Raw genomic sequence first — 18,289 nt, 5'->3', positions numbered from 1 at the left:
CGAAAAGCAGCGTAATCCTCTATTGGATTGCGCTGCTTATTTTGATTTTAAGGTGCGCTGCACCAATTAATAACAGAAGGTGATGGATATTATGAACATAAGTAGGGATCAATTAGATAAGGTGTACATGGATCGCACCCAAGTGATCCTCGTTCTCTATTGGATATTTGCACTGGTTCCCAGTATTTATCTTGGATTGAGCGGTGATCCGATGGGTTTTGGCATGCTGGTGCCCAATGTGATTATCGGTACGGTTATTACGATTCTGGCGAGGGTCAAAAGGCTGGCTTTAATTACACCCTATATCATTATGTCTGTGTTTATATTGTTCAATGTATTTATAACCTATGTATCAGGGAATTGGGATGCGATGATGGCGACATCCTTTATTGCCATGATGGCGATGTATCCTTCGTTCGTACCTCTCGCTATTACGGCAGTAAGCATGATTTTGATTTCATTAGTCATTACCGGAGGTTCAATTGTAAGTCCAGATCAGCTCATGACCAGCGGATTATTTGGCTTTTTTCAAGTAAGTATAACTTGTATTACATTGATCCGTATCATCAATAAGCTGCTTATCGATATGTCTCTACGAGGAAGAGAAGTGTACGAGGCACAGCAAAATTCGAACATGCTTTTAGAACAAATTGCTTCCGCCTTCGGGACCTTGAATGAATTTTATGCTGGGCTGGAAAATAAAGTGGCAACCACGGAAAAAGTTACTTACGAGCTCAATCGAGGCTTTAGTGAAGTCGCTCAGGGGATCGAAACACAAACTGAGAGCGTATCCGGCATTCATTTACTCGTTGAAGAACCCAACGATGGTATTCAAGAAATGGCTCGCAACTCATCCGTGATGAGCTCTCTTTCGTCACACACCAGGGAAATCACGACACAAGGCAGTGAACAAGTTGCCGGGATGAGGGAGAACATTCATTCCGCCAACCTCATGATTCAAATGTTTGCGGAAGAGATGGTAGAGTTAAATCAACAAAATCATCATATTAAGGGGATTTTAACAGTCATCAACGATATGGCAAACCAAACTCACCTGCTCGCTTTGAACGCTGCAATTGAAGCTGCCCGGGCAGGTGAGCATGGTCAAGGCTTTGCTGTCGTTTCTGCTGAAATTCGTAAACTGGCAGAAAACTCCTCGCACTCCGCTTTCCAGATTACAGAGATTCTGAATCAGGTCGGACTGCGGATCGAACAATTAACGAGCCAGGTGCAAATTGGAAAAGTATCGTTGGAGAAGAGCCTGGAATCCGCACAACGGTCTGAAGATATGTTTGAGCTTATCGCTCAAAATACAAGTCAGGTGTCGGAACAGGCCAAAGAAATGGCTGGCAAGACGATAAGTTTCGAGCAGATGACAGGGAAAATCCTGGAGGAAGTAACCTCGATTTCTTCTGTGGCAGAGGAATCCAGTGCAGCTGCTGAGCAAATCTTGGGCGGTGTAAGCCATCAGCAGTCATTTGTCAAGCAGATGACCGACAGCTTCAAGGTGCTGGATCAGCTCATTCAAGAAATGAACGGACTGATCATGAAACAATGAAGGCTATGATTTGCGATTCATTCCTTCATCCAGCATATCTCCCGCTTTATACATGGAGGCTGTAAGTTCCTCACCATGCTCCTCACCGAGAACAGCGGAATACTTGTCATACAGCTCATCCCAAGCCTTACGGATATCGCCCAATATCGCTTTTCCTTGTTCAGTCGGGAAAATATGAGTCATCCGGCCGATATGTTCACTATATACTAAGTTTTTGTATTGTAATTTTTCGATAAAACGTGTGATCGTCGAAGGAGCAATGTGCAGCAGTTCGCCCAGTTCTTTTTGCGTAATTCCATTTTTTTCGTTAACAGCCACCATCATGAAACCGTAAGTAGGAGATAGTCCAGTTGAACGGAAAGATTCTTCAGCCAGCTTATCCAGTAAACGATCCATTTTCTTCACTGTGAAATATAGACAATCCTGCAGCAGTTCTTCAATCGTTTCGCCTTCCATAAAGCATTCACCTCCAGCATAGTATACTACTTCGTTGCAGAGGGATAAAGTGTATGAAAAAAGCAGCTCGAGATGAGCTGCTTTTTAACCTTTTATTCAATGTCCGTGCTGCGCGAAACATGCTCCCACGCCTTCATTTCCTTCTGAAGGTTTTCGAGCTTCTCTGTTACACCATCTACAGTATCGTTACCGAGCATGAGGTGTACCGGAGGGTTATCCGATTTCGCCACATCGATCATTGCTTTTGCAGCTTTCACCGGATCTCCCGGCTGTTGTTTGTTAGTGGCCGCCATGTCTTTACGCCACTTACCTACTGATTCTGCGTAATCTTCAATTTCTTTTTCTGCAACATTGAGAGAAGAAGAATCAAGGAAATCAGTACGGAAGAATCCAGGTTCAACGGAGGTTACCTTGATACCGAGATGCGCAACTTCCTGAGCCAGGGCTTCGGAGATGCCTTCAACTGCGAATTTGGTGGATCCGTATATACCCCAAGAAGTGATGCCGATCAGTCCGCCAATAGAGGACAGGTTAAGAACACGGCCAGAACGTTCTTTACGCATGTAAGGCAGCACTGCACGTGTAACATTCAATAAGCCAAAAACATTGGTATCGAACACTTGACGGGCTTCCTTGTCACTGATTTCTTCAACTCCGCCCATGACACCAAATCCAGCATTATTTACAAGGACATCGATGCGTCCAAAATATTCCACCGCTTGCTTTGCCGCTTCTATCGCTTGAGACTCATTTGTTACATCTAATTTGAGAGGTAACAGCTGGCCTTCTTCAAATTCCAGATCAGATAAACTTTCGGTATTCCGCGCCGTGGCTGCGACCTTATCTCCTCTTTGCAGCAGATCTTTTACAATTTCCCGGCCAAATCCGCGCGAAGCTCCCGTTACAAACCATACTTGTGGCTGATTCATTTAAAATTCCTCCTCGAAAAATTGTGCAAACAATATGTTGTTTGTACATACAACTATAGTAGCTGTTATTTATTTTGTCAAACCCTACATAGTATTTTGTCTCAAACTTATTGTTTTTATTCTTGGCGAACCAGGTTTTAATTTCGTTGACTCATTGTTATGATAAGTCTATGTGATTAGTACGGTCATGACATCTACGCAGTCAAATGAAGAGGCGCAGCATTTTTATAGAAAGCTTGGATATCGTGATGCGGGGTGTTTGTTACAAGATCACGAGCCGCTGGAAATCATGTTTAGTAAAAGCATAAGCTAAAAAATGATATGGGGTAAGATGTCACATGTCAAAAAACATCTACATACATGTCACATGTCAAAAAACATCTACATACTGGGTATAGTAGCCAGCGGCAAAACGACACTTGCAAAGCGGTTATCCAGACAGCTGGATATCCCATGGTTCGAACTGGATTGTATCGTTCATCTTGAGACGTCAGAGGGCAGAAAGAAGCGCTCACCGGAAGAGCAGGTTGAAGTGATAAGAACCATCGACAGTGAAGGACCTTGGATTTTTGAAGGGACAGACCGTGAATCCTACCGTTGTCTATTGGACATGGCCGATCTTGTCATTCTGGTGGATCCACCATTATGGAAGCGTAAGATCAGGATTGCTACGAGAATGTTGAAACAGAAGCTCGGGATCGAGACATCTCATTACAAACCAAACCTTAAAATGCTGAAAATGATGTATCGTTGGACTCGTGAGTTCGAAAGCAATAGAGTGTCGTTCGAAGCCAGGCTGCAGCCATATGAACATAAGCTTATTCGCTTGTCCGATTCCACAGATCTGGACGACGTGACCTTAATATTATGAAGATACTCTTACCTCAAACTTAAATGGAAGGTGATTATATGGTTCGAAATCATATTAACAAGATGCTCGATGAGCTTCCAGAAAAAGAATTAAGTCCTATTTTCTGGGCTGTACGTGAGATCTATGACCGATTTCAATTTCAGATTAGGTTTCAGGAGAAAGGCGTTGTTGTCTCCGAAATGGAATCCCGGTCTCAAGCTTTAATCGAACAATGGGACCGATCTTTTACCGCCCAGATCAGTGAAGAAGTAAAATCCGCCATACATTATGAACAATATAAATGGCATATTTTTAGTTTTGAGATACAGGAATGTCTACAGGGTAATGCTGCTAGAGAAGCCTTTGATCATATCCCTAAAGACGACGTTTACGTTATGTATCAGAATAAACCCAATGTGCAGCTGTACAAGAATGCTCAACATATCCTCGCTGAGGATTTCGATACGGAACAGGATATTTATATTTTTGATCAGAGCTTTAAGTGGACCTACATACACACTCACGAAGACATGTGCGGCCCTTACTTTTACCAAGCAGGTAATAAACGGACCGGAAGAGATGGGGAGGAAGGCTGAGTGAGATTGATCAAAGCATGGCTGGCAGTAATTTTGCTGTTGATACTGTGTTCATGCCAACAAAATGAATCGGTGATTTGGGATCATGTCACGGTTGAAGCATTTGTGATCGAACAATTGGAAGAAGAAGACGGAATGTATGTGTTTTCTGGTTATCAAAAGGTGAATTCGATTACATATGTCAAAGATAACGATCGTGAAGTCAAAACAAGAATTCGCGCCATCGAAGATTATTATGATCAGGACGGAAAATATATAGAGACGAAGCTGTCGACCACGTATTCCAGGACGTTGAAAAATACTCAATCCAACAGCAGCCACACAAGCGAGGATTTCGTAAAGGAACCGCTGACCATTCATCTGGATGATGAGGTTGATCAAGCTACCCCCTTTTATAAGAAAACATTGACGGTAAAAGAGTCAGAGGAAGTAAAAGAACAGGTGGTTCGTGAAACAAAGCATCTGAAATAACAACATACTATGGATGAAAATGATAGTCTGAATGTATAATTTGGAAACGATAACATAAGGAAGACAGGCGAGATATCGAATTGTTCACCTATGAAGTAATACCAAGACTAGATCAGCCGTGTCCTTCTACAAAAGCATGGGCAGTGAGATGACAGATGAGGTGGACGAAGAACTGTTTCGTAAAGAGCCGAAAGATATACATATGACAATTAGCCTATAATAACAGGAGGGAAAAACAACAATGAGCATTATTATGAATCAGATCGGAACCGTGTTTATTCCTGTCAGCGATATTGAGCGCGCTCGGGATTGGTACTGCGAAATTCTTGGCATGCCTCAAGGCGGAGAAATTCTGTTTGGCCATCTGTACATTGTTCCAATGGAAGGAACGAGCATCGTGCTGGACAGCAAAATTTTTGCCGAGGATCATATTTTCAAGACGCCTGCATTTCATTTCAACACGAAAGATATCCAGCAAGCGTACGATTTTATGAAAACCAAAGGTGTTAATATTATAACCGAAATCGAACATGAGCACTGGTTTAATTTCAAGGACCCTGATGGCAATCTGCTGATGGTCTGTCATTGTTAGAATCAGGAGGGAGCTGCACATTGAATCACATTAAAACAACGTTGATCTCGCTACTTATTTTAACCATGGTACTAATCACTTCAGGCTGCAGCGAGCAGGAGAGTTCAGATTTTGTAGAAGGCCTGAAACCAACACAAGGACAATTCAGCATTCATTTGTTCTATGGTGATATCGGGAATCATCAATTGGATATGCATGAGTTGAATGCCTATGTGAATTCTGATGAGAAGATCACCAATCTTATTCCACAGGCTCAGGCTCGTGAGGCCACAGGGGATCTGAAGAAAAAGTTAAAAACTATTGGCATAAATACATTCCCGGCGTATGCGGTCGTTGATACAGATGGAGTGCAGCTGATCACACCATATTTAAGTGAGGTTAAAGACTTTATTAACATCCAGGCAGCGGCCCACTAAAATTTTCACGTCTTGGTCAGCCCTAATAAGAAGGCAGAACCAATAATAAATACAATGCCGATCATAATAAAAATGATCTGTTTTCGCGTCTTGTCTTCTCCCAAAATCCAGATGCCTCCCAAGGTGGATATGACGATGCCCATCTGGGATAGCGTAAAGCTTGTAGCCACACCTACCCGGGGTTGGCTGATAAACAGAAACATATTACCCGCAGCCCAGATTAACCCGGGCAGGATATTTTTAATCGCATATTTATTATATGGTTTATATTTTGACGTTAATATGACTGCACCGATACACATCCCGATCGCTTGAGGGAACAGGGCTTCAAAACCGTTCACATCAAATATTCTAGCAGTAACTACGTATAACAAGTAACCGAGTGTAGAAAGCAGCAGAACCGCCATTCCCTTTTTAAAGTCAGCTGTCCACAGCTTGCTTCCATCCTTGCGTTGTTCATAAGAAGTAAAGATTACACCGATGATCACCAGCAAAATAGCCAACAGTCCTAAAATAACAGATTGCGTCGTTTTCCATTCCCGAAATACAATGACGCCAAAAAGTGCGGTAGACACCAGCTGTAATCCGGTGGATATAGGCATGGTCTTCGAAACGCCAATAAGCTGGATGCTTTTTAATTGATTGCTTTGGCCAAGCACCCAAAACATCCCCGACACGACGCCAACAATGATCATGGTCATTGTAAGCTCAGGCTGCTGGATCAGATAGAGTACAAAGGAAAAGATCAGAGCCCCCAGTGTGGTGCCCAGTGTTTGACTATAAGGTCCGCCGCCGAGCTTCACGTTAAATAAAACAATGGTCCCCCAAAATAATGCCGGGAGAAGTGCTAACAGAATATCCATGATCACTCAATTGCCCCTTATAAGTAAATGATGTACAATTTATGTCTTTTGACATCATTGTTTACCAGAGAGGGTGCCCGTATACTTCAGGCTGCATCTCCGCAGGTCATTCATGTCCGTTTCAGTTTCATCTGGGAAGCGTATAGATATATTGGGGTAATCTTATTCATAGATCCTGACCTTTTTATTCAAAATAGAAATACACCGCAATGGTTTAGGCTGCATTGCTGAAGTTAAGGGATGAGCCAAAGATATAACAATGGTTATTTGGGAGAGGAGTTTGTGTTCCATGAGCACATTGCATCAAGAACAAGAATGGTCCGGTGCCTGGCTTAAACATGCCAGTGAACTGGTAACCTTTTATCATACAGATGGCACGATTGCATATATATCTCCGTCTTGTCATAAGGTGATCGGCTACCGTCAGGGGGACATGATCGGCAAGCACCGGTCTGAATTTGAGCTCATGCTGGACGATCTGGATACAAATGCATGCAGCGCTGTGAAAAGGAAGCAGTCAGCGTTTCTGCAGAAACTGCGACATCAGGACGGCCGAGTGATCTGGATGCATACGGAAGAAACGTCGGTCGAGGAAATGCCTGGAGGCCATGCGGGGCTCATGTCAGTAGCCAGAGAAGTAACAGAGCAGAGACGAGAGCTGATGATGTGGACTTATGCACAAAAAATGATTCAGATCGGCTCCTGGGAATGGGATTTTGAAAGCGGGACTTTATTTTGTTCACCTGAACTTCGAGAGATGTTTGGAGGGGGGATTGAGCTCATTTCCGAATCGCCGGAATCGATCTACCAATGGATTCATCCACAGGATTTATACCGGGTTAAGGACAGCCTGAAGCATAGTGTGGAAAACGGGCATGGAGATGACGTTATCTTTAAGATCCTGTTACCGGATGGAACCCGTAAAACCATGCGGAGTACGTGGGAAATCACAAAAGGGAATAACGATCAGGCGGTCAGTATCTTTGGCGTCAATCAAGATATAACCGATTCATATGAAATGGAAGAAAAGCTGAGGGTCAGCGAGCGGATGTACCGACTCATCGCCGATGCTTCGGCGGATTGGATTACCTTGCATGAGCCAGATGAAGCAGCAACGATGATATACTCGTCTCCAGTTTCTAAGACCAAGCTCGGTTATGATCCGGAAGAAATTTTGGGATGCAGCGGATTTGATTTCATTCATCCTGATGATCATGCTGCGGTCGCTCAATATTTGGAAAGAGACAGCAGCCGGGAGCATGAACATGTCACCCTGCGTCTTCGACACAAAAACGGAACATATATGTGGTTTGAAACCTCCAGCAGAGTACAGATGGATTCCGAGGGAAATGTGACGATGATTATTTCGATTTCCCGGGATATTCATGAACGGCGGCAGGCTGAAAAGATGCTGCAGGAGAGCCAGCAGCGATATAAATCACTGTTTGACCATAATCCCTTTGCGGTGTATTCCATGAACCTGAACGGGGATTACTTAACGGCAAATGCAAATTTGCAAGAGCTGACCGGTTACACTCTGGAAGATCTGATCGGCATGTACTGGGGACCGCTTGTTCATCCCAAAGATATGGACAAAACAAACTATCACTTCGAATTGGCCAAACAGGGACAGCCGCAAAGCTACGATCTTACGATCATCCATAAGGACGGAAGTCTGGTTGAAATCAACTCAACAAACATTCCGATTATTGTAGAAGGAGAAATTGTTGGGGTATACGGCATATCATACGATATCACTGACCGTAAACGGTATGTAGAAGAAATCGAGAAACTGAGCAGTGAATACAACTTGATTTTGAACAATGTGAACGAGGGCATTATTGGATTTGATGCAGAAGCAAAACCGATGTTTATCAACCCGGCTGGCGCCCAAATGCTTCAGATTCACCCCGATGAAATTATCGGACAGGCATACGATGAGTGTATGAGTCAGTTTCATACCAAAGCGAATATCAATTCCGAAAATAGTGATATTCTACATGCGATCCAAAACAGTAAGAGGTTGATGGCATGTGAAACGGTGCTGCTTCGTAAAGACGGATCCAGTTTCATGGCACACTATCAAGTAACACCGATTATGGACAAGGGTGAACATAAAGGAGCCGTTGTAGTATTCCGGGATGTCACTTCTGAGAAAGAAATCCTGCGGGCGAAGGAATTGGCGGAGCGGGCGGATCAGGCAAAGTCGGAATATCTGGCTATTATGAGTCATGAAATCCGCACGCCGATGAACGGAATTATGGGGATGGCCGATTTGCTGGACGAGACTCCGTTAACAGAGGAACAGCGTAGTTTTTTGAATACGATCCAGACGAGCTGCGCGGCACTGCTGCGTATTTTGAATGAAATTTTGGATTTCAGCAAACTGGAAGCCGGCAAAATGGAGCTCAGCAATGATCCGTTTTCCATTCACGGAATCGTGGGTAATGTCATGGACCTGTTCCTCCCCAAGGCGATGGAGAAAGGAATTGATTTACGATCTGACATCGACCCTCAGATACCTGAGCTTGTCCATGGGGACGAAGGCCGCTTTCGGCAGGTGTTAGTCAATCTGGTAGGCAATGCCATCAAGTTTACAGATGAAGGCCGTGTTCATATTGAAGTGAAGCCTGCTTATAATGCTCCGGAGAACGGTAACTCGTCTCTCGAAATCACGGTTTCAGACACGGGCATCGGCATTTCTGAGGAAAAAAGAGAGCTTTTGTTTCAGTCATTCTCCCAGCTCCATCCTTCCATCAATCTGAAATATGGCGGGACCGGGTTAGGATTAGCGATATGCAAAAAACTGGTGGAGCTCATGGGCGGAAATATCGGAATGATGAGCAATGTGCCAAAAGGCTCCACATTTTTCTTTACCCTTCCTCTTGGAAATCAGGAACCGGATGAGGAGAAAGCCGGATATGCCATGCAGGATGGCATCAAGAACAGTTTGAAGCCGATCAAATCTGATGATACCGTAACCGGTTTCTTGAAGGTACTGATTGTGGATGACAATGATATTAACCGGATTCTGTTGAATAAAATATTGGAGAAGCTTGGCATCCAAGCAGATGCTGCGGAAAATGGATGTGCAGCGGTCCGTGCTGCGGAGCGAAAGAACTATGATCTTATTTTCATGGATATACAAATGCCCGAACTAAATGGTTATGAAGCGACAGAGCGCATTCTTCAACTGGACAACAACCATTCACCCATTATCGTAGCGGTGACGGCTTTTGCTCAGCAGAATGATAAAGATACCTGTCTCGCCTATGGGATGCATGATTTCATCAGCAAACCGGTCTTTGTTTCTGAAGTCAAAAGAGTGCTGGGCCACTGGTTTGAACCGTATAAACCTCTCTTGGAAGGGAAGCCGGGCATAGCACAGACAGAATAAAATTTAAATAAAAAACAGGAGATACACGAAGCATCTTTCGAACGCTAATCCCCGATTATAACGAGGAAAAGCGGGATGGAAAGATGCTTTTTTGTGTACATTTCACAATTCATATGCTCATGCGACTGAAACCTGTCCAAACAGGGTATTAATAGGTATATGGTTGACACCTTGTATATACAGGGATATGATATTTGAGCAACAACCTGTATATACAAGATAAGAAGGAGGAGTGTCGGTATGAAATTGACAGAAAAGCCTACCCAGGACTGGTGGAGAACTTCTACTGTTTATCAGGTGTATCCGAAAAGCTTCCATGACACTACAGGCAGCGGTACAGGGGATATCCGGGGATTAACGAAAAAGCTTGATTATATAAAAGGGCTCGGCATTGATATTGTATGGCTGCAGCCGGTCTATGTGTCTCCACAGAATGATAACGGTTACGATGTGGCAGATTACTATAATATTGACCCCGCTTACGGAACGATGGACGACTTTGATGAACTGGTTTCAGAACTCAAGAGCAGGGACATGCATTTGATGATCGATATTGTGGTGAATCACTCCTCTATAGAGCATCGCTGGTTCAAGGAAGCTGCATCCTCTAAGGATAATCCATATCGAGATTATTATATCTGGAAGGAACCGGCATCGGATGGCGGGCCGCCGAATAACTGGCAGTCAAAGTTTGGCGGACCAGCATGGCAGCTTGATGAGGAGACCGGACAATATTATTTGACACTGTTCGATAAGACACAGGCGGATCTCAATTGGGAAAATGAGAAGGTACGCCAGGAAGTCGTGGAACTGCTTACGTTCTGGGCTCAAAAAGGAGTGGATGGATTCCGTCTGGATGTCATCAACCTGATCTCCAAAAATCAGGATTTTCCAGATGATGACGGATCAATTCCTCCTGGAGACGGACGTAAATTTTATACAGACGGTCCAAGAGTCCATGAGTATGTGAAGGAATTAAATGAAAAGGTGTTCCGCCCCTACAATCTCGTTACTGTTGGTGAAATGTCTTCGACGACACTGGAACACTGCATTCAGTATTCGAGACCGGAGGAGAACGAGTTCTCCATGACGTTCAGCTTTCACCACTTGAAAGTGGACTACCCGAACGGGCAGAAATGGGAGCTGATGCCTTATGATTTCGAAGAATTGAAAAGAGTATTGTCACGCTGGCAGATTGGTATGTATGAGGGTGGAGGCTGGAACGCACTGTTCTGGAATAACCATGATCAGCCTCGTGCATTGACCCGGTTTACCGACGATCGCCGTTATCGTAAGGAAAGTGCAAAGCTCCTGGCCACAACAGTTCATGGTCTTCAAGGTACGCCATATGTGTATCAGGGGGAAGAGATCGGAATGCCGGATCCAAAATGGAATGATATGAATGAATTCCGGGACGTGGAATCCAGGAACATGTATGACATTCTCCAGGAAAAAGGAAAATCAGCGGAAGAAGCTGCTCATATTATTTCGGTTCGTTCACGGGATAATGCACGTCTGCCCATGTCTTGGGACGATCGTGAGCAGGCTGGTTTTACAAGCGGAACTCCATGGATAAAAATAGACGAACGATATCGGGAGATCAATGCTCAGTTGGAAATGGACGACCCGGGTTCCATCTATCATCATTATCGCAAGCTGATTGAGTTTCGCAAAACGGTTCCGGTGCTGACGGACGGCCGATATGTTCGTCTTGATGAAGGTCATCCCCAGGTGTATGCGTATGCCAGAGTCAATAAACAGCAGACGGTTGTTGTGATTTCCAATTTTAGTGATCAGGAAGTGTCATTCAGGTTCCCGGATGCCTTTTTTAAAGAGCTTGATCTCAAAGCGGAGGCAGAACTGATGCTGGGGAACACGGTGGAAGCACCACCACTGGCTGAGATTGTGAGACTCCAGCCTTATGGATCTTACATGTGGCTGATCAATTAACTAGCATTCTATTCTAAAATGACAGGAGGCCAGCGGTATGGCCAAATATGAACGTAAACAGGTAGAAGAGATCGTTCAGGCTATCGGGGGCAAGGACAATATTGAAGCAGCTACCCACTGTGTAACCCGTCTCAGGTTTTCTCTTGCGGACGAAAGCAAGGTGAACGCACAAGCACTGGACAGCAATGATCTGGTCAAAGGCCAGTTTTCTTCACAGGGTCAGTTTCAAGTCGTCATTGGACCTGGTCTAGTAGACCAGGTATATGAAGAGTTGATTGATATCACAGGCGGGAGCAGAGCCTCTAAAGATGATGTGAAGACATTGGCCAGCAAGAAGCAGAATCCGCTGCAGCGGGCCATCAAGACACTGGCAGATATCTTCATTCCCATCCTGCCTGCTATTGTTATGGCGGGTCTGCTGCTGGGAATTAACAATATCCTGACCGGAGCGGGCATTTTCTACGAAGGCCTGTCTCTGATTCAGGTGCATCCGCAGTGGACGGATACGGCTGCCATGATTAATCTGATTGCCGGTACGGCCTTTACCTTTCTGCCTGTGCTGATCGGTTGGTCTGCCGCCCGGCAGTTCGGCGGGAATCCGCTGCTGGGTATCGTCCTGGGCTTGATTCTGGTGAATCCGGGTCTACTAAGCGCTTATCAATATGCTGACGCGAAGCTGGAGGGAACCGTTCCAGTATGGAATTTGTTCGGATTAGAGGTCGAAAGCATCGGTTACCAGGGACAGGTGCTGCCGGTTCTGGTATCGGCATACATCTTGGCGAAGATTGAACGGTTCCTGGACAAACGTGTTCATGATTCCATCAAGCTGCTGGTCGTAGCGCCGGTTGCCCTGCTTATTACAGGCTTCCTGGCCTTTATCCTGGTCGGACCGATCACCTTTGCTATTGGTAATTTCCTGACCTCCGGTCTGATTAGTATCTTTGATTCCTTCTCGGCCCTGGGTGGTTTGATCTATGGCGGTTTGTATGCTGTCCTGGTCATTACCGGGATGCACCATACGTTCCTGGCCGTCGATGTCCAGCTTCTTGGCAGTCAAAACGGGACATTCCTGTGGCCGATGCTGGCATTATCTAATATTGCACAAGGTGCTTCGGCACTGGCCATGATGTTCATCTACAGAGAACAGAAATCCAAGGGACTTGCAGTAACCTCCTCGGTCTCGGCATTCTTAGGCGTGACCGAGCCAGCGATCTTTGGTGTGAACCTGCGGCACAAGTATCCATTTATTTTCGGACTGGTTGGTTCCGGGATTGCCGGGGTGCTGCTGGCTATGAATAACGTATTAGCGAATTCCATTGGCGTTGGCGGTATTCCTGGATTCTTGTCCATCTTCCCGAACCAGTGGGGCGTGTTCTTTATCGGTATGGCGATCGTGTTAATCATACCTTTCACAGGTACGCTGCTGTACGGCAAACTGCAGATGGCAAGAAGCGCGAGAAAAGCGCCGGCAGCGCTGGGACAGGATTGTGATGCTGAACCGGTGAGCGTTGACCAGCCTATCAGAGAGGCTGCAACGGAACAGCGTGTAAAAACTGATGCTGAAGAAGCACTTACGTCAGATGCAGCGTTTCTGGATATTTTTGCTCCCATCCATGGGGAAGTCGTTCCTTTATCTCAGGTACCTGATCCAGCATTTGCTGAGAAGCAGATGGGACAAGGTGTGGCCATTCGTCCGTCTGAAGGAAAAGTATATGCTCCATTTGATGGAACGGTTGCCCATGTGATCAAGAGCAAGCATGCCCTTATTCTTGAGGATGCACGAGGAATTCAGCTGCTGATCCATGTGGGCATCAACACTGTGTCCCTGAAAGGGGAAGGATTTACGACCCATGCCGAGACAGGCATGAGTATTACCAAAGGTCAGCTTCTTCTTGAGTTTGATATGGAAGCCATCGAGCGTGCCGGTCTGCCAATTATCACGCCGGTAATCATACCGGACGGACAAAACCATGCCGGTGCAGTTGAAGAGTTTGAAGGGCGAGCCGTTCAGGGAGAAACCCGGATTCTGCGTATAGCCATTACGGAAGAATAGTTTCTCTCGTAACCTATACTGCTGTAAGTGTGATACCATAATAAGTGGTGATCAAGGATGAAGAATAATATATTTCTGACGTTGTATAAAGAAGTGGCACAACAGATCGACGCAGGCGTTCTTCCGCCAGGGAGCAAATTGCCCTCTGAGCATGAGTTTGCAGCGACGTATGATACCTCGCGAGAAACGGTGCGCAAGGGTTTGAATATGCTCGCTCAGCACGGTTATATTAACAAAGTGAAGGGCAAGGGATCTTTTGTTCTCAACAATGGCAAATTAAAGTTTCCTGTGTCTGGTCTTGTCAGCTACAAAGAGCTGTCTGAAAGAATGGGTTATCTGAGCAGAACCATCGTTTATGTTACAGAATGTGTTCCGGCCGGTGAAGAGATTGCAAGGGAACTGAAGGTATCTGCGGACCATCTCGTATGGAAAGTGATTCGAGCCCGTGAAATTGATAACGAACGGGTCATCCTGGATATCGATTATCTGCTCGCCGATGTTGTGAGCGGATTAACGAAGGAAATTACAACAGATTCCATTTATCATTATCTGGAACAAACCCTGCAGCTCAAAATCAGTTATGCTGAGAAAATTATTACGGTGGACCAGGTGAACGAGCTGGATCAATCCTTCATGGATCTCGGCGAAGATTCCCATGTCGTCGTAGTACGAGGTTATGTTCATTTGGAAGACACCACACTTTTTCAGTATACAGAATCCCGCCATCGTCTCGACAAGTTCCAGTTCGTCGATTTTGCCCGGAGAATCGTAGTAGAAGAATCCTGACGATGTCAGGAGTGCAGAGTAAAGGGGCTGTCCCACAAGATCTTGGATCTTGGGGGCGGCCCTATTTTACATAAATCAGCTTAACATTTACCAAAGCAGCATCCCAGCTTTACAAACTGCATGTATATTTATGTGCAGAACGATTTTGTGAAACCTGGGGAGAGTGAATAGACTTGAATAAAACAATCATCAAACGCTGGGGCTCGGTTTTAACGGCCGGAAGTCTGCTGATGGGTTTGGCAGCCCCTGCAGGATATGCAAGTCCCATTCAGGACGCTGAAATTATACATACAACAGACATCATGGAATCACATGAGAATCTGGAAGGTGTGCTGTCCGTAACGGAGGCTGCTTATTCTCCAGCAGCAGGAAACCCTGTTGATATACAGGCTTTAAACAGCAGCGGGCCTCCATTGCTTATTACAGAACTGGTTCCTGACAGCACCAATGTACCTGGATATTCGCCGGCGACAGATGCTTATGAATTTGTAGAAATCTACAACAACAGTGCACAGGATATCAATTGGAACGATTATGAGCTTGTATATCACGGAAGCGTATGGAATGTTCCTGGCAGTGAGAATGTCGTGATTCCAGCCGGACAAGCCATTGTACTGTGGGTGATGAACATCGCGAATACCGAAATGTCTGTAGAACAGTTCAATTTGAATTACAGCACTTCGCTGGCTGAGGGTGTGAATCTTTTCCGCGTAGAGGGCGGCGGCGGGATGTCCAATTCCGCCGAGAGAAAGCTGGAAATCAAGGATGGCAGCGGTCAGGTTATCGTCAGTGCTGCATACCAGAACGACGAGCAAACCAAGCCGGATAAAGGTATTTTTTATTCCCTGCCGGTGACAGGCAGTACAGAGATGGTCATGATGGAGGGTGCTGGAACGCAGAGCGCAACACCGGGGCAGATTCAGCCGGATCAGATCGCGGTACCGGAAGAGGAGTCACCAGTTTCATTTGTTTTGAATCATGATCCCTTGACGGCGGTGGATTTGAATCAGGATGTTGAATTTAAAGCTTCGATAAATCCATCCCAACCGGGTGGTGCTGTTCCGGATCAGGTCACGGTAACGCTGCAGTATAAGACACCTTCTCAATCTCGCTATACAGTACAATCAATGAACCTTAAAGACGGTTCGTATTCAGCTGTACTGAAGGGCAGTGTGCTGGAGGAGTCGTCACTGGAATACCGGATCACAGCAAAAGACAGCACACAAACTTTGCAGACAGACTGGATGTCTGTGCAAGTTTCGAATTTTCCGGAGTTCGATTCGCAGCAGGTACCCCCTTTGCTCGTGACTGAACTCGTACCGAATTCGAAGAATGTCGGCGGTGCGGATGGCTATGAGTTTATCGAAGTATTCAACAATTCGGACCGTGACCTGAATTACAGCAACTATAAAATGTATTACCGCTACCCCGATAAGGGGGCTTCCGGTGATGTCATCTGGTCACCATCGAAGGAGGATCTGGTGATTCCTTCCCGGGAGTCTGTGGTGTTCTGGATCATTAATGATAAGAACAGGTCTTTGACGGCTGCAGATTTTAATACCTATTACAGCACCTCACTTCAGGAGGATGTTCAGCTGTTCCGTATGGAAAGTGCAGGAATGGCTAATTCCGGACGGCGGGCGCTCGTACTGAAAACCAATACGGGCCGAGAGATTTCGGGGGCCTACTATGATGCAGATACGCAGTACGAGGATGGTAAGACTGAAACGAAAGAAGATACCGGCCTGCAGTACAAGTATCCAGTAAACGGGACAGAGCGCATGATTAAAATAAGCAGCGGATCGATGTTTCCTACACCGGGACAGTGGAGTGCCGAACAAGTGCCGGCACAGCCCGTCCATATCGAGAATGATGATGTGGCTCCAATCATTGAAGACCGGACCGGTGTAACGGAGAGTGATCAGGGACAAGGCTTCAAGATCAGAGGCTGGGCACAGGATGACAAACAAGTGGCGTCTGTCACACTGTATATGAGATCCGATGTTCAGCAGGAGTACACGCCTTATCGTCTGCTTGAAGATTACGGTGACCGTCATTTTCATCATGAAGTCACTTCGGCTGATCTCATCGGCAAAAAATACCTGGAGTACTATTATGTTGTGTCCGACGGCTTTAACGAAACACAATCCCCGAACTACCGTGTTGACATTACGGGAGGAGCAGATCGTTCAGATCTTCGTCTGAATGTAAGTGAGCGTCAGCTTCTCAGCGGAAACGTAGTAGTGAAGGGGACCGCTGAGCATGCTTCACCGGATCAGGTTGTCCTTCGCATTGATGGCAAGGATATAACAGCTGGTACGGCAAAAGCACTGGAAAACGATGCGTATTTTGCCTTTGAAGCTAAAAATGTAGATTATTATTTTAAAAATGCGATAACGATGGGTCCTGAAGAGCTGAAGGATGAGACCATTCTGTACACCTTCCTGGACCCGATCCCTTCGTATAAGACACTGAGCTATCCGATTGATGCCAGCCGTCTGGTCGAAGGTGAAGACAATACCATCTATATTCGGGCAGGCTCCAAGTCCGGTCCTTTCGATGAGCGGGTGGAAGAGAATAAAGATGATTTTGAAATTCGGAATATTCGGCTGATTCTGGCCAACGGTACGGTACTTCAAGACCCGGCCTACGCAAGAGTCGATCAGGAAATTAAAATGGGCGATTCTGCAGGCAAACATGAGTCGATCGGCTTCAAATTTAACATCCCGACAGATCAGTTTATTTCCAAAGCCTATACCTGGGACACCACGCAAGTGGAGGATGGGGAACATGAAATTACAGCGGTTAGCGGGGAGTTGACCAAGTCTGTAGAAGTTACCGTCGACAACACGGCTCCCGTTATCACGCCAAGCATAGAAGAGGGAAAGCTTTATCGCGGTCCATTTACATTAGATGCAGAGGTTACGGACGTGCATGCAGGGGTGAAGGAAGTTACAGCAGAGCTGAACGGTAAGAAGATTCAGCTGCCAATGGATACATCATCTTCGCAGCTGGACGGAGGATCGCAGGAGCTGGCCATTACAGCGATCGACAATGCCGGCAACAAGGCTGAGAAGACCGTTCGGTTTGAGGTTCCGGCAGAAAATCCAGACAAGCCGGAACTGGTTTCCCCACAGAACGGGCAGACCCAATCCGGACGTAATGCAGAACTGAAAGTGCGGGTTGAGGATCCAAGTGGTGATTCCATGAAGGTATCTTTCTATCGCGGGTTTCTGCATGATGCGGCCAGACCTGAAATGTTTAAGGGGTTCCAGAATGCTTCGGACACAGAACCACCTCGGGAGGAGGCTCCTGCCGGAGAACAATCATTCACAGCAGAGGACTACCAATCCATTTGAGCGAAAGACGGAC

General features: G+C 45.8%; 14 protein-coding genes and 1 pseudogene. 12 read left to right on the top strand and 3 right to left on the bottom strand.

Annotation, left to right across the window (positions count from 1 at the left end):
* Positions 1-91: 91 nt before the first annotated feature.
* The gene (locus HII30_RS12415) at positions 92-1,558 is read left to right on the top strand and encodes a methyl-accepting chemotaxis protein (protein WP_169505354.1); all 1,467 of its coding nucleotides are present in this window, start codon (positions 92-94) and stop codon (positions 1,556-1,558) included.
* Positions 1,559-1,561: 3 nt separating this feature from the next.
* On the opposite strand, the gene HII30_RS12410 is transcribed toward HII30_RS12415, so the two are convergent.
* Positions 1,562-2,014: a MarR family winged helix-turn-helix transcriptional regulator gene (locus tag HII30_RS12410; protein WP_169505353.1), complete on the bottom strand. Its 453-nt coding sequence runs from the start codon at positions 2,012-2,014 to the stop codon at positions 1,562-1,564.
* Between the two features lie 92 nt (positions 2,015-2,106).
* Positions 2,107-2,943, bottom strand: coding sequence for an oxidoreductase (locus tag HII30_RS12405; RefSeq protein ID WP_169505352.1), 837 nt, complete (start codon positions 2,941-2,943; stop codon positions 2,107-2,109).
* 184 nt (positions 2,944-3,127) lie between these two features.
* Here HII30_RS12405 and HII30_RS21630 point away from each other — a divergent pair.
* The 6 genes and pseudogenes from HII30_RS21630 to HII30_RS12375 form a co-directional block, all read left to right on the top strand.
* Positions 3,128-3,256, top strand: a pseudogene (locus HII30_RS21630) (N-acetyltransferase); the annotation flags it as partial.
* 54 nt (positions 3,257-3,310) lie between these two features.
* Positions 3,311-3,814: a P-loop NTPase family protein gene (locus HII30_RS12395; protein ID WP_169505351.1), complete on the top strand. Its 504-nt coding sequence runs from the start codon at positions 3,311-3,313 to the stop codon at positions 3,812-3,814.
* Positions 3,815-3,837: 23 nt separating this feature from the next.
* Complete coding sequence (locus HII30_RS12390; RefSeq protein WP_246246338.1) at positions 3,838-4,389, top strand: DUF4275 family protein; 552 nt, start codon at positions 3,838-3,840, stop codon at positions 4,387-4,389.
* The gene (locus tag HII30_RS12385) at positions 4,390-4,860 is read left to right on the top strand and encodes a hypothetical protein (RefSeq protein ID WP_169505350.1); all 471 of its coding nucleotides are present in this window, start codon (positions 4,390-4,392) and stop codon (positions 4,858-4,860) included.
* 241 nt (positions 4,861-5,101) lie between these two features.
* Positions 5,102-5,452 carry a VOC family protein gene (locus tag HII30_RS12380; RefSeq protein WP_169505349.1) on the top strand — a complete coding sequence of 117 codons (351 nt, stop codon included), beginning with the start codon at positions 5,102-5,104 and terminating at the stop codon, positions 5,450-5,452.
* A gap of 20 nt (positions 5,453-5,472) precedes the next feature.
* Positions 5,473-5,868, top strand: a complete 396-nt coding sequence (locus HII30_RS12375; protein ID WP_169505348.1) for a hypothetical protein — start codon at positions 5,473-5,475, stop codon at positions 5,866-5,868.
* A gap of 5 nt (positions 5,869-5,873) precedes the next feature.
* Here the strand turns inward: HII30_RS12375 and HII30_RS12370 are convergent, their stop codons facing one another.
* Entirely contained in the window at positions 5,874-6,731 is an 858-nt protein-coding gene (locus HII30_RS12370) for a GRP family sugar transporter (RefSeq protein WP_169505347.1), read from the bottom strand.
* Between the two features lie 289 nt (positions 6,732-7,020).
* Here HII30_RS12370 and HII30_RS12365 point away from each other — a divergent pair, with 289 nt between their 5' ends.
* The 5 genes from HII30_RS12365 to HII30_RS12345 all read left to right on the top strand — a co-directional run bounded on the left by HII30_RS12365 (position 7,021) and on the right by HII30_RS12345 (position 18,276).
* Complete coding sequence (locus HII30_RS12365; RefSeq protein ID WP_169505346.1) at positions 7,021-10,128, top strand: PAS domain-containing hybrid sensor histidine kinase/response regulator; 3,108 nt, start codon at positions 7,021-7,023, stop codon at positions 10,126-10,128.
* 240 nt (positions 10,129-10,368) lie between these two features.
* Positions 10,369-12,078: an alpha,alpha-phosphotrehalase gene (treC, locus tag HII30_RS12360; RefSeq protein WP_169505345.1), complete on the top strand. Its 1,710-nt coding sequence runs from the start codon at positions 10,369-10,371 to the stop codon at positions 12,076-12,078.
* A 37-nt stretch (positions 12,079-12,115) separates the two neighbouring features.
* Positions 12,116-14,131: a PTS system trehalose-specific EIIBC component gene (treP, locus tag HII30_RS12355; protein WP_169505344.1), complete on the top strand. Its 2,016-nt coding sequence runs from the start codon at positions 12,116-12,118 to the stop codon at positions 14,129-14,131.
* Between the two features lie 57 nt (positions 14,132-14,188).
* Positions 14,189-14,917, top strand: coding sequence for a trehalose operon repressor (treR, locus tag HII30_RS12350; protein ID WP_169505343.1), 729 nt, complete (start codon positions 14,189-14,191; stop codon positions 14,915-14,917).
* A 173-nt stretch (positions 14,918-15,090) separates the two neighbouring features.
* Positions 15,091-18,276 (top strand): lamin tail domain-containing protein, encoded by a 3,186-nt coding sequence (locus tag HII30_RS12345; protein WP_169505342.1) that lies wholly within the window; start codon positions 15,091-15,093, stop codon positions 18,274-18,276.
* The last annotated feature ends 13 nt before the right edge of the window (positions 18,277-18,289 follow it).

Source organism: Paenibacillus lemnae, from assembly GCF_012933385.1.
Classification (GTDB): Bacteria; Bacillota; Bacilli; order Paenibacillales; family Paenibacillaceae; genus Paenibacillus_AQ; species Paenibacillus_AQ lemnae.
The sequence above is the reverse complement of the archived record's forward strand: the minus strand, read 5'-3'. Positions and strand labels throughout refer to the sequence as shown.